Here is a 20,514-nt window from a genome sequence, read left to right as displayed (position 1 = left end):
CCGGCCAAGCGGCCGAGTGGGGCTGAGATCCGCCCCCACCTGCGCCGTCTGGTGCGGGCGATCCGGATCAACTGGCCGAACATTCAATCCTGCTCCGCGGGGATAGCCATTATTGCAACCCAGGTCATCGACTGGTGCTGCGCGTCGACTTCATCTTTGGCCTCGCGCCCACCACGACCCTGCGCAAGCATGTGGCGGATCTGGAGGCCAGCACGACAGCACGCTTCGAAGCGTCGGCCAAGAGAGGCAAGGTCCGCAGGTTCAAGAAGTTCGTTGACGGCGCCGCTAGTTGGAGCCGCGTCGAGCGCATCATCGCGCGGGTCGAGGTCGGCGCCCACGGTGGCGATATCCGCTTCGTCCCCCGCCTGCCATCACGCCGGAGCAATCCCGGCGCCTGACGAGGCGCGTGGAAAAGCACCGCAACGGCGACCACAGCGTCGCTTCAGGCCGTCAAAAGCTTATCGCCGTGCATCAAGGCGGCTAGATGGCAACGAGGCTTATGCCGCCCGAGCATCGCAGCTAAGTATGCATGAGGGGTCGTCCCTTCAAAATACTTGATACATTTGCGCTTGCGTAGCTCCTTGCATGCGCTCGATGCCAGGAGGAGACCTCTGTTCTAAACGCTCGCATCGATGCAACGCCGTTGACACCATCATCGCGGCGACCGCTTTGCCGCGGCCGCCGCAGCCCTTTTCGAGCATGACGATCATGCCGGCGCCATCGCAGTGATGCACTTGCAAATTCAGAGATGCACTCTGGCCAAATGCTAGGTGCCCAGCATATGTCCGGCATCCCGCAACGCCGCTACGAAGAGACGGGCATTGCCGTTGGCATCCATCTTGGCCTGCATCGACAGGGGCATCCTGTGCCAGCTCTCCAAGGCCGCAATGTAATGTGAGAACATACCGTTAACGATGCAATTGTGGGTAACTAGGCCGTGTCCGTCTAACGCCAGCACGCCGAATTGGCCGCCGTGATATCGGATGGCTGCGACCCGCTGGACCTGCGCGTCACCGTCGATCCGCACGTTGAAAAGCAGGCTGCCGCGGCTCCTGGTGGCTATCTCGGCGGCTTTTTCAGCGAAGCTCAACGAGAGCGAGCGGACGCTTTCGACTGCCATCTGTAAAACCATCAAGTTCAGTTCATCCACTGCCATAAGGTACCTGTGCGCAAGACATGGGTGATTGCAATCGACCACACCGCTTGTTCACAGATGTCGGCTCACGACCGGTTATTCAGGGTTCGCCGGTTATCCATTGAGGGCGTGCTCATCAAAATGATCCTGACGTGGAATGCGCTGCATCTACGAAGCGCGACGAGCAGGCCAGCCAAAGCTGTCGCGACAATTGATCTCATAATCCACCCCGATATCTGGATTTCGGCATCGCTGAACATCCCTGGTAAGTGAGCTGTTTGCGGCAAGCCCATCTCGGCTTTGTACTCCGAAACCGTTGCAATGGCGTCGCTCGGCGCTCGGGACCGACAGGCTCTGCTCGTCGAGAACTTTGTCCCCGAGAAGCGTTCGACTTTGAGCATTCCGCTGAAGGGTGACGTCTCGTCAGTCCGTGTCCTTGCAGCTCACCGCGAAGGCTTTTTGCGCATCGCACGCAAGCGCACGAATTGGTCTCCGTTCACTTCACAAAATGGTTTTCCTGAAGTACTGGAGCGCAGAGAAATCTCCGGTCGCAGCCTACCCGGTTAAAACAAGGACCCAACGATGAAGACTCTCGTCGTCTGCTCCGGCGGATTGGATTCCGTTACTCTTGCCCACAAGGTGGCAGCGGAGCACCAGCTGACCGGCCTGCTATCGTTCGATTACGGCCAACGGCATAGGAAGGAATTGGGCTTCGCCACCCTTTGCGCGGAGCGCCTGAGTGTCCCGCAGCGAATCATCGATATCCACGAGATCGGCGGCGACCTTTCCGGCTCCGCGCTGACCGACAATGTGGACGTGCCCGACGGGCACTATGCCGAAGACACGATGAAGATAACGGTGGTGCCCAACCGGAACGCCATCATGTTGGCCATTGCCTTCGGCCTCGCCGCAGCGCAAGACGCTGACGCAGTGGCGACGGCCGTGCATGGTGGGGATCACGTTGTCTATCCCGATTGCCGTCCGGCCTTCATCGACGCTTTCCAGATGATGCAGGACCACGCGCTCGACGGCTACGCGCAGATTCGCCTTTATGCACCCTATGTGAACCTGACGAAGGCGGACATTGTTACGGATGGAGCCACATACGGCACGCCGTTTGCGCAGACCTGGTCCTGTTACAAGGGCACCGAGCGTCATTGCGGGAGGTGCGGGACCTGCGTCGAGCGGCGTGAGGCGTTTCACATCGCTGGGCACCCGGACCCAACCGAGTATGAGGACTCCGACTTCTGGCTCGGAGCGCTGCGAAGGACCACCGCGTAATGTTCCGCATCACCAAGGAATTCCACTTCTCAGCCTCGCATCAGCTCACCTCATTGCCACCCGATCACCAATGCGCGCGCCTGCACGGACATAACTACATCGTCGAAGTGGAGCTTTCAGCGGATGGACTGGACGATCACGGCTTCGTGCGCGACTACCACGACTTGGCGCCATTCAAACGCTACATCGACGAGAGCTTCGACCACCGGCATCTCAACGACGTGCTGGGACACGAGCAAGTCACGGCGGAATATCTGGCCAGACATTTCTACGACTGGTGCAAGGCACGCCTGAGCGAAACCGCGGCCGTGCGGGTGAGCGAAACGCCGAAAACCTGGGCGGAATACCGGCCATGACGAATACTCATCCCGCAATCCGCGTTAGCGAGATTTTCGGGCCGACGATCCAGGGCGAGGGCGTGCTCATAGGTTTGCCGACGATCTTCGTCAGAACCGGCGGGTGTGACTATCGCTGTTCCTGGTGCGACAGCCTCCATGCTGTGGACAATCAATTCCGCCATGAATGGGAGATGATGTCCGTTGGGGCGGTGTGGAAAAATGTGCTTGCCCTTTCCGGTGGCCGCCCGCTGATGGTGTCGCTATCAGGCGGCAATCCGGCCATCCAGCCGCTCGGCGCGCTCATCGACCGGGGCCATGGTGACGGTTACCGTTTTGCGCTGGAAACCCAAGGGTCGCTTGCCAGGGACTGGTTTGCGCAGCTTGACGTGCTGATCCTCAGCCCAAAGCCGCCGTCAAGCCAAATGACGACAGATTGGGCCGCTGTCGAGGCGTGCCTCCAGGCGGCACAAGGCAAGCCCCAAGTCGTGCTCAAGCTCATTGTTTTCGACGAAAGGGACTACACCTACGCGAAAGACGCCGCTGCGCAATTTCCGCAACTTCCGATCTATCTGCAGCCCGGCAATCACACGCCGCCACACCCCACAAATGATGACGCGCCTGTCGACCTTGACGGAATATTGAAGCGCATGGAGTGGCTGGTTGACAGCGTGACCCGCGACAGATGGTTCGAGGCCCGCGTGCTGCCGCAGCTGCACGTTGTGCTCTGGGGTAACAAGAGAGCCGTCTAGCCCAGGCCCTTTCCACTGGAACTGCGCCGGCAGAATTCGGGTGAACGGGTGGTTCAGGTCGAAGGGAGCTGTCGCCGACAACCATGATCCGACAGGCAGGGCTCGAGCGGACGATATCGTCGCTGCGCCAAGACGCGTCTGGTCCGCTCAGAATCTTGTCTCGATAGACGGTCGCCGATCAACAAACGTACCGCGGTCCATGATCGACTGAGAGGCATGACCGTTCCTCTGAGTGCTCAGACTGCCGCCGAGTGCCTGGCCGTTCCAGCTTCGAAATATTTGTCGAACCTGGCCGCGATGCTTCGGACGAAAGGGCGACTTTCAGCCGGCACAACGAATCTGTCGCCATCAAGTTCAAGCAATCGAACCGGATCGTGGAGGGCCATGGAACTTGACTGAAGGAGGAGCCTCTGGCCGGCCTCGCCGAAGCGTTCCACCAAATCGATGGCCGAGAAGGCGAAGTCGCACATCAAACGTTCGATGATCCAGCCGCGAACGCGGTCGTCGTTGGAAAGTGCGATACCCCGAACAGCGGCCAGCCCGCCGTCATCAACCATGCGTCTATATTCGCTAGTTGAAGGCATGTTCTGCGCATAGCCTTGCCGAAACTGGCTAATGGATGACGGGCCGAGCCCGATCAAGATTTCGCAGCAATCGTCCGTGTAGCCCTGAAAGTTCCGGTGCAAAGTCCCGGTGTGTGCCGCAATCGCCAGCGCATCGCCCGGTTTGGCGAAATGGTCGAGCCCGATTGCCTCGTATCCATTGTCTACAATCGCCTGTGCAGCCAGTTGCGACTGGGCAAAGCGCTCCGCCGGACCCGGCAACCAGGCCTCGTCGATCATCGTCTGATGTTTCTTGAACCACGGTACATGCGCGTAGCCAAACAGTGCGATCCGATCCGGTTCCAGGGTCAGTGCCTGCGTGACCGTAGAAGCGACGCTTTCCCTGGTCTGGTGCGGCAGACCATAGAGCAGGTCCAGATTGACGGATTCGACGCCGCGCGAACGAACGCCGTCGACGACCGTCTTGGTCTGCAGGAAGCTCTGCTCGCGGTTGATCGCCTTTTGCACCTTCGGATCGAAATCCTGAACGCCGAGGCTCGCACGGGTCATGCCGATTTCGGCAAGCGCATCGAGGCGGGCATCGTCCATATCGTTGGGTTCGATTTCAACGCTGATCGTGGCGCCGGGAAGAAAGCCGAAGCTGTTGCGCAGGGCGGTTCCCAGCGCCACCATATCTTCGGGCTTGAGCATGGTCGGCGAACCACCGCCGAAATGGACGGCACGCACACGACCTTTGCCTCCAACAAGACCGGCGACGGTAGCGATCTCGGCATGCAATGAGCGGAGATAGATCGTCACCGGTTCGTAATGGCGTGTCTGCTTGGTATGGCAGGCACAAAACCAGCAAAGCTTGTCGCAGTATGGGATGTGCAGATAGAGCGAGATTTCGTCGCCCTCATCGAACCGCTGTAGCCAGCCACGACAAACGGTAGCGTCAACGCTTGCATTGAAATGCGGCGCGGTCGGGTAGCTCGTGTAGCGCGGGACGTTCTCGCCAAATCTGGCAACTAGCTTTTGTCGCATGTCGTGGTCCACCGTGTTTGCCTCGCCCGAACTGTGGATGCTTGGATGAGCCTAAGCCCTGATTTCGATCAACCTTCAGCACGGACAAACTGCCGCAAGGATTTTTCTACCGTGGATGCTATCCTGCCCGCACGGAGCGGTAGAGCGATCGAATGACATTACGGCAGGATATTCACAGTTCCGGCATCCCCGTTCTTTGCCTGTCTTGCGAGGCACGGCGCCGCGGTGTCTGTGGCGCGCTAGAGCCAGACCATTTGGCTCAGCTCGCCAAGACGTCGTCGCGGCACAATATCGAGCCGGGGGTCGAACTGATCGGCGACGCCGAGGCGGTCGACTGTTATTCGAACGTGCTTTCAGGCGTGGTGAAGCTCACGAAGAGCCTGTCAGATGGACGCCAACAGATTGTCGGCCTGCAGTTCGCCCCGGATTTTCTGGGTCGGCCCTTCAAGATGAAAAGTGCGATTAATGCGGAAGCGGCAACAGCTGTCTCGCTATGCTCGTTTCCCAGAGCGGCCATCGAACGGATGATGAAGCAGTCACCCGAATTTGTGCATCGCCTGCTCAAGCAGGCGCTGAACGAACTTGACGAGGCACGCGAATGGATGGTGACTCTGGGGCGCAAGACCGCACCAGAGAAGGTGGCGAGCTTTCTCCTCATGATTGCCCGGAACATCGACTCCAATGTTGACCCGACGGCTAGCTCGACGTGCTTCGAGCTGCCGATGACGCGTGCCGACATTTCTGATTTCCTTGGAATCACAAACGAGACCGTGAGCCGTCAGCTGACCAGCCTGAGAATGGACGGCGTGATTCGGATCGAGAACAACCGCCGCGTCACCGTGGACAGCATGAGCCGGCTGGAACGGCGCTGCGGCGGCCGAGGCGCTACAGCCGTTTGAATGACGCAGAAGCTGCATGGCCCCCGTCACTTACTTCATTCGGGGCAGGGCATGCTCGCGTTGGGCTCAGAAGAAGTCGCGTAGCGACAGCCCGTTCTCCATCCGATCGTATGCGCCAGTTGCCTTTCGGCTCGTCGGCGAAGCATCCACACTTGGCCGAAGTCAATACGCCTCATCCGCAGGGGAAAATCGCCGTCTCCCCAAGCCATGAATGTCACGACGGCAGCGTAACGCTGGCGCTGGCTGTTCCAAGGCATTGAACGCGGGGTTCGGTAAGGCGTCGACCTGCTTTCCAGCGTCGCAGAAGGTGCGCTCCCCCACACGCCCGCGGTCGCCTCCGCACCCGGGGCCCGACCGGGGACGCCAGGTCCCATCCATAAACGAGCGGCCGGTGGTGCGCTTCCACATTCGATTGTCGCAGTCTGATCGCACCGAACTCGATGCTGCTCGAGCAAAATGGTGCGGCTCTGACATGGATCAGGGCGAGCAGGCGACGGCTGCGCAATAAGACACCGCGGTTTGGCATCCGCCGGAATTGGAAATCGGGGCTTGCGATGAAATTCGGCAAAGAAATCGTGCTTCTAAGCCTGTTCGCATTCGCGGCTTTGGTGGCGGCTGGCGCTGGGGTGGATGAACCCTTTCGCCAGCATATGTGGGTCTTGTTATTCGCCTTGGCTGGCTTCACTGCGATCCTACTGCGTAACACTGAGTTCAAGCCTGCCGCTCCGATCGACCCGTCCGCCTACATGGATGGTCCAATCCGCTACGGCGCCATCGCCACCATGTTCTGGGGTGTGGTTGGCATGCTGGTCGGGGTGGTCATCGCGCTGCAGCTTGCCTATCCCGATCTCAACATCCAGCCCTGGTTCAACTTCGGCCGCTTGCGGCCTCTGCACACCTCGGGCGTCGTCTTCGCCTTCGGCGGCAACGCGTTGCTTTGCACGTCTCTCTATGTCGTCCAACGCACCTGCCGCGCTCGGCTGTTCGGTGGCGATCTCGCCTGGTTCGTGTTCTGGGGCTACCAGCTCTTCATCGTCATGGCCGCGACCGGTTATCTGCTCGGCATCACCGAGAGCCGCGAATATGCGGAACCCGAATGGTATGTCGACATCTGGCTGACCATCGTCTGGGTCGCCTACCTGATCCTGTTTCTGGGCACGATCCTGAAGCGCAAGGAACCGCACATCTACGTCGCCAACTGGTTCTACCTTTCCTTCATCGTGACCATCGCGATGCTGCATGTGATCAACAACCTGTCGATGCCGGCCTCCTTTCTCGGCTCCAAGAGCTATTCTGCATTTTCCGGAGTCCAGGACGCCCTGACGCAGTGGTGGTACGGCCACAACGCCGTCGGTTTCTTCCTAACCGCCGGCTTCCTCGGCATGATGTATTATTTCGTGCCCAAGCAGGCCAACCGGCCGGTCTATTCCTACCGCCTCTCGATCGTCCATTTCTGGGCAATCATCTTCCTCTACATCTGGGCCGGGCCGCATCACCTGCACTACACCGCCCTGCCCGACTGGGCGCAGACGCTTGGCATGGTGTTCTCGATCATGCTGTGGATGCCGTCATGGGGCGGCATGATCAACGGCCTGATGACGCTGTCGGGCGCCTGGGACAAGCTGCGCACCGATCCCATCATCCGCATGATGGTGATGGCCATCGCCTTCTACGGCATGTCGACCTTCGAAGGCCCGATGATGTCGATCAAGACGGTCAACTCGCTGTCGCATTATACCGACTGGACCATTGGCCACGTCCATTCCGGCGCACTCGGCTGGGTCGGCATGATCTCGTTTGGCGCAATCTACTTCATGGTGCCGAAGCTGTGGAACCGACAACGCCTCTATTCGCTGCGGCTGGTCACCTGGCACTTCTGGCTGGCGACGCTTGGCATCGTTGTCTACGCCGCGGTGATGTGGGTGTCCGGCATCATGCAGGGCCTGATGTGGCGCGAATACGACGAACAGGGCTTCCTGGTCTACTCCTTCGCCGAAACCGTGGCAGCCATGCACCCCTACTATGTCATGCGTGCCATCGGCGGAGCCATGTACCTCTCCGGCACCCTGATCATGGCCTGGAACATCGGCATGACCATTCTCGGACACCAGCGCGAGGAGGAGCCGATGCCCGCCTCCGTTCCCGCCCTTCAGCCTGCCGAATAAGGAGCCAGAAAATGGGCTTGATGGACAAACACGCGCTGATCGAGAAGAACGCCACGCTTCTGCTCATCGGTTCGCTTCTCGTGGTCACCGTGGGCGGAATCGTCGAGATCGCACCGCTCTTCTACCTCGACAACACGATCGAGAAGGTGGAAGGCATGCGGCCTTACTCGCCGCTCGAACTTGCTGGGCGAAACATCTATGTCCGCGAGGGCTGCTACCTCTGCCACAGCCAGATGATCCGCCCGTTCCGTGACGAGGTCGAGCGCTACGGCCACTACAGCCTGGCGGCCGAGTCGATGTACGACCACCCCTTCCAGTGGGGATCGAAGCGCACCGGACCGGACCTCGCTCGCGTCGGTGACCGCTATTCCAACCTGTGGCACGTGGATCACCTGACAGATCCACGGTCCGTGGTGCCGGAATCGATCATGCCGAGCTATGCCTTCCTGAAGGACAAGCCGATCGCGGTGAAGGACTTCTCGACGCATCTGGTCGCCAACAGGCGCGTCGGCGTCCCCTACTCCGACGACATGATCGCCAACGCCAATGCCGATTTGATGGCGCAGGCTGATCCCAACGCCGACACATCCGGCCTCGAGGCCCGCTACCCCAAGGCCAAGATCGGCGATTTCGACGGCAACCCGCAACAGGTCACCGAAATGGACGCGCTGGTCGCCTATCTGCAGATGCTCGGCACGTTGGTCGATTTCAAGAACTACGATGAGACCGCCGGCTACCGCTGAGGACAATGGCCATGACGTACAATTTCATGCGGGAGTTTGCCGACAGCTGGGGCCTACTTGCCATGGCTCTTTTCTTCATCGGATCTGTTGCCTTTGCAGTTCGTCCCGGAAGCCGCAGGCAAGCCGGCGAAGCAGCTCAAATTCCTCTGAATGAGGACTGATCATGAGCAGCGATCACATCGACGAGGTTTCCGGCATCTCAACCACCGGTCATGAGTGGGACGGCATCCGGGAGCTCAACAACCCGCTTCCGCGCTGGTGGGTCTGGACGTTCTACATCACCATAGTCTGGGCGATCGGCTACACGATCGCCTATCCGGCATGGCCTCTGCTGCATACGGCGACCAAGGGTGTGCTCGGCTATTCCAGCCGCAACGATGTCGGGAACGAGTTGTCCAAGGCTGAAGCAGCCAAGGGCAAATATGTCGCCGCGATAGAAGCGAAAAGTGTTTCGGAGATCGCGGCGGACGACACGCTGCGCGAATTCGCCGTCGCCGCCGGCGGTGCCGCGTTCAAGCTCAATTGCGTGCAGTGCCATGGTTCCGGCGCCCAGGGCTCCAAGGGCTTCCCCAACCTCAACGACGACGACTGGCTGTGGGGCGGCAAGGCGGACCAGATCCAGCAGACGGTTACACATGGCATTCGCTTCGCTACCGATCCGGATACGCGCCTGTCGGAAATGCCCGCCTTTGCCGACATCATCACCGCCGACCAGATCAAACAGGTCAGCGCCTACGTCGCCAGTCTGTCGGGGGCCGTCGTCAATCAAGCATTGGTCGCGCCGGGCGCAAAGGTCTTTGCCGAAAACTGCGTGGCCTGTCATGGCGACAATGCAAAGGGCAACAAGGAACTCGGCGCTCCAGATCTGACCGACGCCATCTGGCTCTACGGGTCAGGCGAAGCGGCCATCGCCGCCCAGGTAACCGCACCGAAACACGGCGTGATGCCGGCTTGGGGCGCGCGCCTGGGCGAAACCAGGGTCAAGGAACTGGCGGTCTACATCCATTCGCTTGGCGGCGGAGAATAGGAAAGCAGCCTATTCTCGTCCTCCCCCTCCCGCCAAGCGACGAGGCCCGGCGCAAGCCGGGCCTCGGCATCATCCAGAACCGATGAGTCGGCTTCCGGCGAAATCGTCGCTGGTGACTGGAGCTTCTCGTGCTCGATAACACGCAAATAAAACGGATCGAACCCACGACGTTCAACTCCGCCAAGGTGCGCCAGCCAATGTATGCCGCGCGCAGGAAGATCTTCCCGAAGCGGGCGTCGGGCAGCTTTCGCCGATTTAAATGGATCGTGATGGCGATCACGCTGGGCATCTACTATCTGACACCGTGGCTGCGCTGGGGTCGGGGTCCGTTTGCCCCCGACCAGGCGGTGCTGCTTGATGTCGCCAACCGGCGCTTCTATTTCTTCTTCATCGAGATATGGCCCCAGGAATTCTACTATGTCGCCGGCCTTCTGGTCATGGCCGGCGTCGGTCTTTTCCTGATCACGTCGACTGTTGGCCGTGCCTGGTGTGGCTACACATGCCCACAGACCGTATGGGTCGATCTGTTCCTGGTCGTCGAGCGCGCAATCGAGGGCGACCGCAACGCACGCATCAAGCTCGATGCCGGTCCCTGGACCACCCGCAAGCTTGTGCTGCGGGCATCGAAACACGTCATCTGGCTGGTCATAGCCGCAGCGACTGGTGGCGCATGGATCTTCTATTTCGCCGATGCGCCGACGCTGCTCGGCGAACTCTTCACCGGCACGGCAGCGCCTGTCGCCTACATCACCGTCGCGGTTCTGACGGCGACGACCTACACGTTTGGCGGGCTGATGCGCGAACAGGTCTGCACCTATATGTGCCCTTGGCCGCGCATCCAGGCAGCCATGCTCGACGAGAGCTCGCTCACCGTCACCTACAATGACTGGCGCGGCGAACCGCGCACCCGTCACGCCAAGAAGGTTCTTGCCGCAGGGCATCCCGTCGGCGATTGCGTCGACTGCAATGCCTGTGTCGCCGTCTGTCCGATGGGGATCGACATACGCGACGGTCAGCAACTCGAATGCATCACCTGCGCGCTCTGCATCGATGCCTGTGACGGCGTCATGGACAAGCTCGGCAAAGCGCGAGGACTGATCTCCTACGCGACGCTCTCCGACTACAACGCCAACAAGATCCTGGCCACCGCCGGCGGCGCCAGCTCGGTCAACCCATCACTGGTCAGGACGGATGACGGCTTGTTTTCGGACAGGGTGGCGCATTTCCATATCAGCAAGATCTTTCGGCCACGAACCTATGTCTACATGGCCATGTGGTCGCTGATCGGGCTGGGGCTGCTTTTTTCGCTGCTGACGCGCGACCGGCTCGAAATCAATGTCCTGCACGACCGCAACCCGCAATTCGTGACGCTCTCGGACGGCTCGATCCGCAATGGCTATACCGTCAAGCTCTTGAACATGATCCCCGAACCGAGAACGATTATCGTCACCCTCGGGGGTTTGCCAGGCGCGGAGATGAGCATCGTTGGCGTCGATCTCCCCGCCGATCGCTCGTTTGCAGTCCAGGTCGAACCCGACCGGCTGAAGATGTTGAAGGTTTTCGTGCGCCTGCCCGCCGACCAGATTCATGGCCAGGCGCAGACCTTCACATTCCGGGTCGAAGACAAGGTCAGCTTCGAGTCCAACGAATACACCGCCACCTTCAACTCGCCGGAGATCGCCAGATGAACGCCACCACGCGAAATCCCCGCGAGTTCACCGGCAGGCACATGTTGGCCACCATCCTTGCCTTTTTCGGCGTGGTCATCGCGGTCAATCTCACGATGGCGACGCTTGCCAACACAAGCTGGACCGGCCTTGTCGTCGAAAATACCTATGTGGCGAGCCAGCAATTCAACAAGAAGGCCGAGGAAGGCCGTGCGCAGGCAGCGCTTGGCTGGACCGGCCAGTTGACCATCGCATGGGGCGAAGTCCGCTATCGCATCATCGACGCCGCGGGCAAACCGGTTTCCCTGCATGGCGTGAAGGTGCTGTTTCGCCATCCCGCTTACGAGAAAGAAGATGAGTCCGTCACGCTCGCCCTGGTCTCTGGCCAGGAGTTTGCAGCACAACACGTGCCAAGGGATGGTGTCTGGATCATCGAAATAGACGCCGATGCCGGCCTGGCAAGACCTTATCGCGACGTGCGCAGGGTCATGATTTCCAATGGAGCGCTGAAATGAGCTGTTGTGCACCGGGCGCTGAAATAGCGCTGGATCTGGTCAGCCCCGCTTCGGTCCTGCCGTCAAGCCAGGAGGTCAGGCTGGCGAGCCGGTCGCTGGGCGATGACCTTCATCAGACCGACCTGTCGGTACCGACGGTTCACTGCGGCGCCTGCATCCAGATGATCGAGACCGCGTTGGGAAAGCTCAATCACGTCCAGGCCGCCCGCGTCAACCTTTCAACGAAGCGGGTCTCGGTCCAGTGGCGCGGCGATGAGGTTCCACCATTGGTCGCAGTGCTCGGGCGCTTGGGCTACCAGGCACATCTGTTCGAAGCCGACACCGATGCGAAGGACAGGACGTTATCGGAGCTCATCCGCGCCGTCGCCGTTGCCGGCTTTGCGGCGGGCAACATCATGCTGCTCTCGGTATCGGTCTGGTCCGGCGCCGAAGGCGCCACCCGCGATTTGTTCCACTGGGTCTCGGCGCTCATCGCCATTCCCGCCCTCGCCTTTGCCGGCGGGATCTTCTTCAAATCGGCGTGGACTGCGCTGCGCCACGGCCGCATGAACATGGACGTGCCGATCGCCGTCGGCGTGTCGCTGGCCTACGCCATGAGCCTCTATGAGACGATCACCCATGGCGACCACGCCTATTTCGACGCGTCGGTATCGCTGCTGTTCTTTCTCCTGATCGGTCGCACGCTCGATCACGTGATGCGGGAACGCGCCCGCACCGCCGTCAAAGGCCTGTCACAGCTCGCGGCGCGTGGCGCCATGGTGCTGCGCGGCGATGGCGCTCGGGACTATCTGCCGGTGGCCGAGATCGAACCGGGCATGCTGTTGTTGATCGCCGCCGGCGAAAGAATCCCTGTCGATGGCAAAATTGTGCGCGGGACATCGGACGTCGACTGCTCCCTGGTCTCCGGCGAGAGCACGCCCAGTTGCGTGGCGCCGGAAGACACCGTGCAGGCCGGCGTCCTCAACCTTACCGGTCCGCTGACGATAGAGGCCACAGCCGCCGCGAAGGATTCGTTCCTGGCGGAAATGGTTCGGCTGATGGAGGCCGCCGAAGGTGGTCGCGCCCGCTATCGCCGTATCGCCGACCGCGTGTCGGCACTCTACGCGCCCGTGGTTCATCTCACCGCCTTGGCAACCTTCCTGGGCTGGATGGCGGCGACCGGCGACTGGCATCGGGCGATGACGATTGCCATCGCTGTTCTCATCATCACATGCCCCTGCGCGCTTGGCCTCGCCGTCCCAATCGTTCAGGTGGTCGCAGCGCGGCGCCTGTTTGAGAATGGCATCATGGTCAAGGACGGCTCGGCCATGGAGCGCCTGGCAACGATCGATACAGCCGTGTTCGACAAGACCGGCACGCTCACGCTTGGCCAGCCCAGGCTCGTCAACACGTCGTCGATCGATCCCGCCATGCTGGCAATCGCTGCCGACTTGGCCGCGCATTCGCGTCATCCATATTCAAAGGCCATTGCCGGCTTTGCCGTCAGCAGCAGCCAGCACAAATTCGATGCGGTGACCGAGCACCCGGGTTTCGGGATCGAAGCCACAGCCGCCGGTAGCATCTGGCGGCTGGGTAGACGCGGATGGGCTGGCTGGAAGGCTCGAACCGGCGGCGAAGGCAAACATGGCTACGGCGGAACAGTCCTGACGAAAAACGGCATGATTGTCGCATCCTTCGTTTTCGAGGATGCGCTGCGCCTCGACACCAGGGCAGCGATCGATCAACTGCGCAACGCTGGTATGTGCGTGGAAATGCTGTCGGGCGATACCGCGAAAGGCTGCGCCGAGGTTGCGGACGTGCTTGGTGTCGACGACTTCGTTCCCTGCCTGCTGCCGTCCGGCAAGGTTGAACGCATCGAGAGCCTGGCGAGAGACGGGCACAAGGTTCTGATGGTTGGCGACGGCCTCAATGACACGCCGGCGCTGAGCGCCGCGCATGTCTCGATCGCACCCGCCACCGCCGCCGACATTGGCCGCAATGCAGCCGACTTCGTTTTTCTGCGCGAAAGCCTCTTGGCGATCCCGCTGGCGCTGGACGTGTCGCGCAAGGCGGGAAGCCTGATCCGACAGAACATAACAATTGCTATCGTTTACAATGCTGTGGCCGTGCCGATCGCCATTCTGGGTCATGTTACGCCTCTGATCGCGGCGGTCGCGATGTCTGCCTCGTCATTGCTTGTGATTGGAAATGCGATGCGTCTGCAAGGCTTCGCAACGGGTGCGTCGTCCGAAACGGCGCGGCAGGACAGGCCCGCGCGGGCCGGCACCTTGGCCCGATCCTCATGACGACGCTCGCCTATCTCATTCCGGTGGCGCTGTTCCTTGGCGCACTCGGCCTGTCCGGCTTCCTGTGGGCGTTGAGAAGCGGCCAGTACGACGATCTCGATGGCGCGGCGGAGCGCATTCTTATCGACCGCGACGACGGCGCGGAGAATGCTCCTCGCTCCAAGTGACTCAGATCAAAGCGCCGCGGGTCGGGATGTCCTATCGTCGTCCGACGAAAGATCAGGAGGGTGAGGATGCAGGCCGAATCCATAATGACAAAGCCAGTCATCACGACGGATGCGAACGCGACGATCGCGCAAGCGGTCGAGCTCATGCTTTCAAACAAGGTCAGCTGCCTGCCGGTAGCAGACAGCGACGGCACCCTGATTGGTATTGTAAGCAAAAGCGACTTCTTGCGCCGAGAAGAACTTGGGACCCAGCGTGTGCGTCCGCGCTGGCTGGAGTTTGATCTTGGCCCGGGCACAGTCGCCAATGACTATGCGCGCTCGAACGGACGGATCATCCATCAGGTGATGACCACACCCGTCATCTCGGCGCCTCCTAGCGCCTCGATTGCAGATATTGTCGACCTGATGATGCAACATCGCATCAACAATCTTCCGATTGTCGATCGGGACAGGGTCATCGGCATCATCACGCGAACTGATTTGCTGCTTGTCCTGATCCGCGCCATGCCGAAACAGGGAACCACGCCACCCGATGACGACCTGATCCGCAAGGCTATCCTTGCCGAACTGCAGTCACAAACCTGGAGCGGTGGTGACTTGATCGATGTGAGGGTCAGCGACGGCCTTGTCGAACTGAAGGGGGCGATTGTCGACGAGCGTCAGCGGAAGGCAGCTATCGTTGCGGCTGAGAAGGTTGCCGGCGTCGGGCAAGTCAAGGACGGCCTCCTCCTCAGTACGGATCCGTTCGGTGAAGGTTTCATAGCTGCGGAAAAGGCGGGGACGCGGAGCAGAGTCCCTTTGGTTCTGCTCCCTTCCCACATCACTTGGACATGAGGCTGTCGGCGAGTTCCTTCGGCGTCTAGCGCCCGTCATGGGCGGAGAGCACGCTGTCGGCAGCAAGATGCCCGTCCTGACGGAATGCGATGGCCGCTGCCTGTTTTGGTGGGGCTTGGACCGGCGCTTCCTGTGGATATGAAGAGCGGCCAATACGAAGATCTCGACGGCTCCGCCCAGCGGATCCTTATCGATCGGGAAGAGCCGCGAGGCTGAACCGGTTGGCGGCGCCCAACGACTGTGCGGATGCTGGTCGTCAGTCGACCGAGTCTTTGCTGGATTGCCTCGTCATGATGATATCGGCGCGCGTGCGAAGAACGGATCAGCCACAATACGTTGCCGAACCTTTGGCCAGTAGGGGCACGCGATTGGGAAGCCGACCATTCAGAATGCCTAGACATGCAAACGTTTTCACGGCAATCGACCACTCGACCGTGAACCCGCCGTTGCCGGGTTATCGAGCCTGGTTGATCCAGATCAGCGTTATCTCTTCGTCGGCGTGGTTTCATTGACCAGGCTTCCAACGGAGAACGCATGTCTATCGACGATGGGGAGATGAGCGGCAAACCGTGGGTGATTGCGATGCGTCAAGAGCGCTTCGTATCGCAGATAGCCGCTATGGCGGCACGCTGATGGCCGGCTCTGTCGACACATTCGACATCATTGTCGTCGGAGCTGGGCCGGTCGGACTTGCCTTCGCAGCATCGCTCGCCCTGAGCCGACTCAAGGTGGCAGTGGTTGAACGGCAGTCGCTCGACAGCCTGGCGAATCCGGCTTTCGACGGTCGCGAGATCGCGCTGACGCACGCATCGGTGAGAATCCTTCGCGAGCTCGGCGCCTGGGACGCCATGCCCGCATCTGACAAATCACCGCTTCATGGCGCGCGCGTGCTCAACGGATCGAGCCCTTTCGCCCTGTGCTTCGATATTCGCAGCGGATCTGGGGAACCACTCGGATTTCTGGTCCCAAATTGTCGGATCCGCGATGCCCTGTTCAAAATTGTCTACTTCCAGGATCATGCCCGGCTGCTGTGCGGCAACTCGGTCGTGAATGCAACAACCAGCGACGACGAGGCGGTCATAACGCTTTCTGATGGCAGGCAATTGGCCGCTCGGCTGCTCGTAGCAGCGGATTCGCGTTTGTCCGCGATGCGCGACCTGCTCGGCATTGGCGCCAACATCCATCCGCTTGGCCACTCCATGCTGATTTGCCGAGTGAGGCACGAGCGCTTCCATCACCAGATCGCGGTCGAATGGTTCGACCACCATCAGACCATAGCGATGTTGCCGCTCATGGAAGGCGTGTCGTCGCTGCTTCTGACTTTGCGCTCAATCGAGGCCGATAGACTGTCTGTTCTCGATGACGAATTGTTCCTCATGGAATTGATGAACCGGTGTCGAGGACGCCTCGGGCAGATGACCCTGGCAAGCACCCGCCATGCCTATCCGCTGGTCACGACCTGGGCGCACAAGTTCTCGGCACCGAGTGCGGCACTTATAGGAGACGCTGCCATCGGCATGCACCCGGTGACCGCGCATGGCTTCAACATCGGCCTCAGCGGCCAGAAGCAACTCGCTCATAAAATACTGACAGCATGTCGCGCCCGCCGCGACATTGCCGATCCCGACATGCTCGGCAGATACGAAAGCCGGCTGCGGCTGTCGGCGGCGCCGCTCTATCATGCCACCAACATGCTTGTCGGTCTTTACTCAAGCGAGCACCCGGCGGCACGGCTTGCAAGACATGCTGGGCTCCGCTTTGCCCAACATCTTCCCTTTGTCCGCCATGGCATTTCGGCCATGCTCAGGCGGTGAATCGCACAGAGCGCTACCGCTCTGGAGCGCTGTTTCGGCGCGGCTTCTTTGTCTTGCTGGCTCGCAGCGTCGCGGGCAAGGCTGCTTCCTGGTGACGTTGCCGATCATGGCATGATTCGGATCAAGGCACGCGCGCGGGCGAAACCTTGATGATTCGGCAATGCTAAGCCAAAGGTGTGACCCGAAGCATGGTGAGCGCACTGGTTACCCTCGCTGGGTAGTTAACCCGTCCTTCAGTGGGCTTGCATAGGTTTGGTCCTCGCGAACAATGACGGAAGCAAGCTGGTCCATTCATGGCACCCCTAAAGAAAGAAGAATCGCTGGAGGCCAAAATCCGTCAGGATCAGCTTGCTGACCTGAGGGCCGGGCTCTTCGTGTCGATGCCGATAAGCGCGATCCTGTCAGGCCTGATTTGCGGGGTGCAGGCCCTTTCTGGCGGCGGCTTTGCCGCTGCAAGCTGGTTCCTGGTCGTCAATGCGCTAAATGCCGCCCGGCTTGCACTCGCCCGTTTTCAGCTAAAGGAAACGGGGCGCCATCAGGATTCGCTTGGCGTTTTGCCGCGCCTTCGCATGTTTGGCGTCCTTGCCCTTCTGGCAGGGTTTGCCTGGTCCTTCCCGGCCGTGCTGACTGTTGGATACACAACACCTCAAGCACCGATGCATCTGGTCATACTGGCGGGCATTTCAGCTGGTGCGGTTACATATGGCAGTTCGTATGCCGCGGCGGCGACCAGCTTCATCACACCTCCACTCCTCATCACGGTGGCGTGCCTTTTGGCGAAAGGCAATTTTGAACGCTACATTCTGGCTTTCACCGTTCTGCTCTTCATGGGCGGCTTGGTCCGAGCTTCGTTTGTTGGGCAGGCGCGCTTCCGCGAAGCAAGCCGCCTGAGACATGAGGCAGAGCGACTTGCGTCGGAAATGGAGCGCAACTCCAGGGAGGACCATTTGACCGCCCTTCTCAACAGGCGGGGCCTTGAACACGCCATCGGTCGGTTCAAGACCGCGGATGGCCCCTTCGTGGCAATGCTGATTGATCTGGACGGCTTTAAATCTGTCAACGACACCTACGGTCACAGGACCGGTGATGAACTGCTTGTCATGATCGCCCGCCGCATAGAGCAGGAAGCACCGGAAGGCTCAACGCTAGCTCGTATCGGCGGCGATGAATTCGTGCTGGTTTTTCCCTCAACGAGAGCTTCGCTTTCTGCCAGTGATCTCGCCTCCAATATCATAGCCAAAATTGCTCGCCCCTATATCGGGGTCGCGTCCGTGCGCGTCGGGGCATCGATAGGGATATACTTGGCGCAGACGTCGAGCCTGACTGAAATGCTGTTGCGGGCCGATATCGCCCTTTATACGGCCAAGCGCCATGGCAGGAACGAATTTTGCCTGTTCGATGCCGAACTCGACCGGGAACTCCAACGCCGCCAGTCCATCGAACGGGACCTTCATTCGGCGATAAAGACGGGAAGATTGCAACCTTGGTTCCAGCCGATCGTGAAACTCGACACCGAGGCCGTGGTCGGTTTTGAAGCCTTGCTGAGATGGTCCCATCCGACACATGGTGCCATCTCTCCACCCGAAATCATCACAGCCGCACGCGAAACCGGAATGCTTCAGCTGCTGACGCAAACCGTATTCGCCGACTGTTGTGCTTTTATCGACGGCTTGGTGAAAGCTGACTGTCGTAACATTCGTGTGGCGATGAATGTTTCCCCGCGCGAACTGGAAGCCGGCGATATCGACGACATGGTTCTGGATGGTCTGGCCGCAAGAGGCCTGCCTGCGACGATGTTCGAAATCGAGATTACCGAAGAATCGCCGGTGGATCCGGACAGAGTGGATGAAAAGCTCGGACGGCTTTCGCATGCCGGTATTTCCATCGCGCTCGACGACTTCGGCACCGGCTTTTCTACCTTGGCATCTCTCAAGGACCGTCGGATACGCAAGGTGAAAATAGACCAAGGCTTCATTCGCGGCTTGGCCAAGTCCCGAGAGGACCGACTGCTTGTCAAATCCGTCATCGAACTCGGTGACATGCTCGGGATCGAGGTCATGGCCGAGGGCGTCGAAACAGAGGCGGATCGGCAAACCCTGCACAAGCTTGGTTGCCGAACCGCCCAAGGCTTCCTCTTCTCCAAGGCTGTGCCTTTGATGCACGCACTGGAAATGGCAGTCAAACAGTACGCGAACCAGTTGTGACCGCTCCCGCAGCGCCCGCTGTCGCGGCCGTGCGCTGCCGAATTTGGCTACAGAGACTTGCCTACTCGAAACACGTGGCATTGGGCGCTGTGCATCATCCGGCGAACAGTTCCTTGTAGCCGGTCGTCACCATCCAGTTCGCACGGTCGATATGGCTGCGAAGAGCTTTGCGGGCGCGGACCGGGTCAATGGACGGGTCGATGCCGAGGATGCGCTCGGCCATCTCCTTTTCGCTGGCATTCTCGGCGCAGGCATCCAGGATCCGCAGGTAGATCGTGAAATGCTCCCTGTCGTAGCTCGTGAGGTTCTCCGACCAGGGGACTTCATCGCTCAAACTTGAGCTTCGAGTCTCATCTGTTCCCATTGGTCCATTCATGCCTGCGAACCTCGCCTGTGAGCGCAGGCAGTATATCCCAAAATGGGATAATCCGAAACCGGGATTAGTCGCTGATCCGGTCTTTACCCGACCGGTTCGCCTCCATGCCCAAATCCCTTCGATCGCCCCGCCACCAGCGGTTCCTGGCCCGGCTGGTTTTGCTGCGCAAGGCCAAAGGCCTGACCCAGAAGCAGCTGGCTGACAAGCTTGGTCGTCCCCAATCCTTCGTGGCCAAGTACGAGGGCGCAGAGCGGCGTCTCGATGTCATCGAGTTTCTCGACATAACTGCGGCCCTTGACGCTGATCCGTGCGAGATTCTCTCCAGCCTCCGGTCCTAGCGGGCGCGCCGCATCTATCATGATCACGGACAGGAATATTGAGTGGGACAACGCCTCAATTTGTTGGAAGGCGAGCGCTGGTTTTCGGAGGAAGCCGCGTGCACGGCGCCGATGCCTTTTGGTTCTCGACGTAACTGCGGCGCCTGACCATGTGCGAAAAAACTTGGCGGGCGCCCGCGCGCCTGACGACGCGCACCAGGTGCTCGTGAACCGAGCCCGCTTTTCTTCGGCAAGCTCAGGCGGTCTCGGGCATTCGGCTTCGCCCCTTGGCGTGGGCAGCCCTTCGGGCTGTGACGGCCGCCGCCCTTGCGGGCGGCGCGGTTTGTCTGTTGGCCTTTCCCGGTGGCGCGGGGCGGGCGGCACTCCCTTCTAGACCCGCCGCGGCAGCCCG

Annotated in this window: 21 protein-coding genes and 1 pseudogene; 18 read left to right on the top strand and 4 right to left on the bottom strand. The window is 60.4% G+C overall.

Annotation, left to right across the window (positions count from 1 at the left end; all coding sequences use genetic code 11):
* Nucleotides 1-359, top strand: a pseudogene (locus NKI96_RS31930) (transposase); the annotation flags it as partial.
* 186 nt (nucleotides 360-545) lie between these two features.
* On the opposite strand, the gene NKI96_RS31925 reads toward NKI96_RS31930, so the two are convergent.
* Entirely contained in the window at nucleotides 546-710 is a 165-nt protein-coding gene (locus tag NKI96_RS31925) for a hypothetical protein (protein WP_023685557.1), read from the bottom strand.
* Nucleotides 711-766: 56 nt separating this feature from the next.
* Complete coding sequence (locus tag NKI96_RS31920) at nucleotides 767-1,156, bottom strand: hypothetical protein (protein WP_352807739.1); 390 nt, start codon at nucleotides 1,154-1,156, stop codon at nucleotides 767-769.
* Nucleotides 1,157-1,717: 561 nt separating this feature from the next.
* Here NKI96_RS31920 and queC point away from each other — a divergent pair.
* From queC to queE, 3 genes are read left to right on the top strand one after another with little or no spacing between them, the layout of a single operon-like run.
* Nucleotides 1,718-2,416, top strand: coding sequence for a 7-cyano-7-deazaguanine synthase QueC (queC, locus tag NKI96_RS31915; RefSeq protein WP_023685556.1), 699 nt, complete (start codon nucleotides 1,718-1,720; stop codon nucleotides 2,414-2,416).
* The gene (gene queD, locus NKI96_RS31910) at nucleotides 2,416-2,772 is read left to right on the top strand and encodes a 6-carboxytetrahydropterin synthase QueD (RefSeq protein WP_023673552.1); all 357 of its coding nucleotides are present in this window, start codon (nucleotides 2,416-2,418) and stop codon (nucleotides 2,770-2,772) included. Before queC ends, queD begins: the two co-directional genes overlap by 1 nt.
* Nucleotides 2,769-3,503, top strand: a complete 735-nt coding sequence (gene queE / locus NKI96_RS31905; RefSeq protein ID WP_023713158.1) for a 7-carboxy-7-deazaguanine synthase QueE — start codon at nucleotides 2,769-2,771, stop codon at nucleotides 3,501-3,503. Before queD ends, queE begins: the two co-directional genes overlap by 4 nt.
* A gap of 236 nt (nucleotides 3,504-3,739) precedes the next feature.
* Here queE and hemN read toward each other — a convergent pair whose 3' ends face one another.
* On the bottom strand, nucleotides 3,740-5,089 hold the full coding sequence (hemN, locus tag NKI96_RS31900; RefSeq protein ID WP_023716336.1) for an oxygen-independent coproporphyrinogen III oxidase: 1,350 nt from the start codon (nucleotides 5,087-5,089) through the stop codon (nucleotides 3,740-3,742).
* A 152-nt stretch (nucleotides 5,090-5,241) separates the two neighbouring features.
* Between hemN and NKI96_RS31895 the strand changes: the two genes are divergently transcribed.
* The 13 genes from NKI96_RS31895 to NKI96_RS31835 all read left to right on the top strand — a co-directional run bounded on the left by NKI96_RS31895 (nucleotide 5,242) and on the right by NKI96_RS31835 (nucleotide 19,409).
* Nucleotides 5,242-5,988, top strand: coding sequence for a Crp/Fnr family transcriptional regulator (locus NKI96_RS31895; protein ID WP_023708062.1), 747 nt, complete (start codon nucleotides 5,242-5,244; stop codon nucleotides 5,986-5,988).
* A gap of 554 nt (nucleotides 5,989-6,542) precedes the next feature.
* The gene (gene ccoN, locus NKI96_RS31890; RefSeq protein ID WP_352807737.1) at nucleotides 6,543-8,153 is read left to right on the top strand and encodes a cytochrome-c oxidase, cbb3-type subunit I; all 1,611 of its coding nucleotides are present in this window, start codon (nucleotides 6,543-6,545) and stop codon (nucleotides 8,151-8,153) included.
* An 11-nt stretch (nucleotides 8,154-8,164) separates the two neighbouring features.
* The gene (gene ccoO / locus NKI96_RS31885; RefSeq protein WP_352807735.1) at nucleotides 8,165-8,896 is read left to right on the top strand and encodes a cytochrome-c oxidase, cbb3-type subunit II; all 732 of its coding nucleotides are present in this window, start codon (nucleotides 8,165-8,167) and stop codon (nucleotides 8,894-8,896) included.
* An 11-nt stretch (nucleotides 8,897-8,907) separates the two neighbouring features.
* Nucleotides 8,908-9,057 carry a cbb3-type cytochrome c oxidase subunit 3 gene (locus tag NKI96_RS31880; RefSeq protein WP_352807733.1) on the top strand — a complete coding sequence of 50 codons (150 nt, stop codon included), beginning with the start codon at nucleotides 8,908-8,910 and terminating at the stop codon, nucleotides 9,055-9,057.
* A gap of 2 nt (nucleotides 9,058-9,059) precedes the next feature.
* The gene (ccoP, locus tag NKI96_RS31875; RefSeq protein ID WP_352807731.1) at nucleotides 9,060-9,923 is read left to right on the top strand and encodes a cytochrome-c oxidase, cbb3-type subunit III; all 864 of its coding nucleotides are present in this window, start codon (nucleotides 9,060-9,062) and stop codon (nucleotides 9,921-9,923) included.
* A gap of 128 nt (nucleotides 9,924-10,051) precedes the next feature.
* Nucleotides 10,052-11,611 carry a cytochrome c oxidase accessory protein CcoG gene (gene ccoG, locus NKI96_RS31870; RefSeq protein ID WP_352807729.1) on the top strand — a complete coding sequence of 520 codons (1,560 nt, stop codon included), beginning with the start codon at nucleotides 10,052-10,054 and terminating at the stop codon, nucleotides 11,609-11,611.
* On the top strand, nucleotides 11,608-12,105 hold the full coding sequence (locus NKI96_RS31865; RefSeq protein WP_352807727.1) for a FixH family protein: 498 nt from the start codon (nucleotides 11,608-11,610) through the stop codon (nucleotides 12,103-12,105). Before ccoG ends, NKI96_RS31865 begins: the two co-directional genes overlap by 4 nt.
* Complete coding sequence (locus NKI96_RS31860) at nucleotides 12,102-14,390, top strand: cation-translocating P-type ATPase (RefSeq protein WP_352807726.1); 2,289 nt, start codon at nucleotides 12,102-12,104, stop codon at nucleotides 14,388-14,390. Before NKI96_RS31865 ends, NKI96_RS31860 begins: the two co-directional genes overlap by 4 nt.
* Entirely contained in the window at nucleotides 14,387-14,557 is a 171-nt protein-coding gene (gene ccoS / locus NKI96_RS31855; protein WP_023685546.1) for a cbb3-type cytochrome oxidase assembly protein CcoS, read from the top strand. The genes NKI96_RS31860 and ccoS (NKI96_RS31855) overlap by 4 nt, the downstream gene beginning before the upstream one ends.
* 66 nt (nucleotides 14,558-14,623) lie before the next feature.
* Nucleotides 14,624-15,391: a CBS domain-containing protein gene (locus NKI96_RS31850; protein ID WP_023707010.1), complete on the top strand. Its 768-nt coding sequence runs from the start codon at nucleotides 14,624-14,626 to the stop codon at nucleotides 15,389-15,391.
* A gap of 84 nt (nucleotides 15,392-15,475) precedes the next feature.
* On the top strand, nucleotides 15,476-15,607 hold the full coding sequence (gene ccoS, locus NKI96_RS31845; RefSeq protein WP_081732297.1) for a cbb3-type cytochrome oxidase assembly protein CcoS: 132 nt from the start codon (nucleotides 15,476-15,478) through the stop codon (nucleotides 15,605-15,607).
* 416 nt (nucleotides 15,608-16,023) lie between these two features.
* A complete protein-coding gene (ubiM, locus tag NKI96_RS31840) occupies nucleotides 16,024-17,205 on the top strand; it encodes a 5-demethoxyubiquinol-8 5-hydroxylase UbiM (RefSeq protein WP_023707009.1) in 1,182 nt (393 codons plus the stop codon).
* A 293-nt stretch (nucleotides 17,206-17,498) separates the two neighbouring features.
* Nucleotides 17,499-19,409, top strand: coding sequence for a putative bifunctional diguanylate cyclase/phosphodiesterase (locus NKI96_RS31835; RefSeq protein ID WP_023707008.1), 1,911 nt, complete (start codon nucleotides 17,499-17,501; stop codon nucleotides 19,407-19,409).
* 94 nt (nucleotides 19,410-19,503) lie between these two features.
* On the opposite strand, the gene NKI96_RS31830 is transcribed toward NKI96_RS31835, so the two are convergent.
* The gene (locus NKI96_RS31830) at nucleotides 19,504-19,785 is read right to left on the bottom strand and encodes a DNA -binding domain-containing protein (RefSeq protein ID WP_081731646.1); all 282 of its coding nucleotides are present in this window, start codon (nucleotides 19,783-19,785) and stop codon (nucleotides 19,504-19,506) included.
* 104 nt (nucleotides 19,786-19,889) lie between these two features.
* Between NKI96_RS31830 and NKI96_RS31825 the strand changes: the two genes are divergently transcribed.
* Nucleotides 19,890-20,123: a helix-turn-helix domain-containing protein gene (locus NKI96_RS31825; RefSeq protein WP_023708050.1), complete on the top strand. Its 234-nt coding sequence runs from the start codon at nucleotides 19,890-19,892 to the stop codon at nucleotides 20,121-20,123.
* Nucleotides 20,124-20,514 lie beyond the last annotated feature (391 nt).

The sequence above is a fragment of the Mesorhizobium sp. M0292 genome, assembly GCF_040321695.1.
In the GTDB taxonomy this organism is placed as follows: domain Bacteria; phylum Pseudomonadota; class Alphaproteobacteria; order Rhizobiales; family Rhizobiaceae; genus Mesorhizobium.
This window is presented reverse-complemented; position numbering and strand designations above follow the sequence as displayed.

Bases quoted from the DNA above. Each gene is read 5' to 3' on its own strand.
- NKI96_RS31925 (WP_023685557.1), bottom strand. From the start codon at position 710: ATGATCGTCATGCTCGAAAAGGGCTGCGGCGGCCGCGGCAAAGCGGTC.
- NKI96_RS31920 (WP_352807739.1), bottom strand. From the start codon at position 1,156: ATGGCAGTGGATGAACTGAACTTGATGGTTTTACAGATGGCAGTCGAA.
- queC (WP_023685556.1), top strand. From the start codon at position 1,718: ATGAAGACTCTCGTCGTCTGCTCCGGCGGATTGGATTCCGTTACTCTT.
- queD (WP_023673552.1), top strand. From the start codon at position 2,416: ATGTTCCGCATCACCAAGGAATTCCACTTCTCAGCCTCGCATCAGCTC.
- queE (WP_023713158.1), top strand. From the start codon at position 2,769: ATGACGAATACTCATCCCGCAATCCGCGTTAGCGAGATTTTCGGGCCG.
- hemN (WP_023716336.1), bottom strand. From the start codon at position 5,089: ATGCGACAAAAGCTAGTTGCCAGATTTGGCGAGAACGTCCCGCGCTAC.
- NKI96_RS31895 (WP_023708062.1), top strand. From the start codon at position 5,242: ATGACATTACGGCAGGATATTCACAGTTCCGGCATCCCCGTTCTTTGC.
- ccoN (WP_352807737.1), top strand. From the start codon at position 6,543: ATGAAATTCGGCAAAGAAATCGTGCTTCTAAGCCTGTTCGCATTCGCG.
- ccoO (WP_352807735.1), top strand. From the start codon at position 8,165: ATGGGCTTGATGGACAAACACGCGCTGATCGAGAAGAACGCCACGCTT.
- NKI96_RS31880 (WP_352807733.1), top strand. From the start codon at position 8,908: ATGACGTACAATTTCATGCGGGAGTTTGCCGACAGCTGGGGCCTACTT.
- ccoP (WP_352807731.1), top strand. From the start codon at position 9,060: ATGAGCAGCGATCACATCGACGAGGTTTCCGGCATCTCAACCACCGGT.
- NKI96_RS31865 (WP_352807727.1), top strand. From the start codon at position 11,608: ATGAACGCCACCACGCGAAATCCCCGCGAGTTCACCGGCAGGCACATG.
- NKI96_RS31860 (WP_352807726.1), top strand. From the start codon at position 12,102: ATGAGCTGTTGTGCACCGGGCGCTGAAATAGCGCTGGATCTGGTCAGC.
- ccoS (WP_023685546.1), top strand. From the start codon at position 14,387: ATGACGACGCTCGCCTATCTCATTCCGGTGGCGCTGTTCCTTGGCGCA.
- NKI96_RS31850 (WP_023707010.1), top strand. From the start codon at position 14,624: ATGCAGGCCGAATCCATAATGACAAAGCCAGTCATCACGACGGATGCG.
- ccoS (WP_081732297.1), top strand. From the start codon at position 15,476: ATGCGATGGCCGCTGCCTGTTTTGGTGGGGCTTGGACCGGCGCTTCCT.
- ubiM (WP_023707009.1), top strand. From the start codon at position 16,024: ATGGCCGGCTCTGTCGACACATTCGACATCATTGTCGTCGGAGCTGGG.
- NKI96_RS31835 (WP_023707008.1), top strand. From the start codon at position 17,499: ATGGCACCCCTAAAGAAAGAAGAATCGCTGGAGGCCAAAATCCGTCAG.
- NKI96_RS31830 (WP_081731646.1), bottom strand. From the start codon at position 19,785: ATGAATGGACCAATGGGAACAGATGAGACTCGAAGCTCAAGTTTGAGC.
- NKI96_RS31825 (WP_023708050.1), top strand. From the start codon at position 19,890: ATGCCCAAATCCCTTCGATCGCCCCGCCACCAGCGGTTCCTGGCCCGG.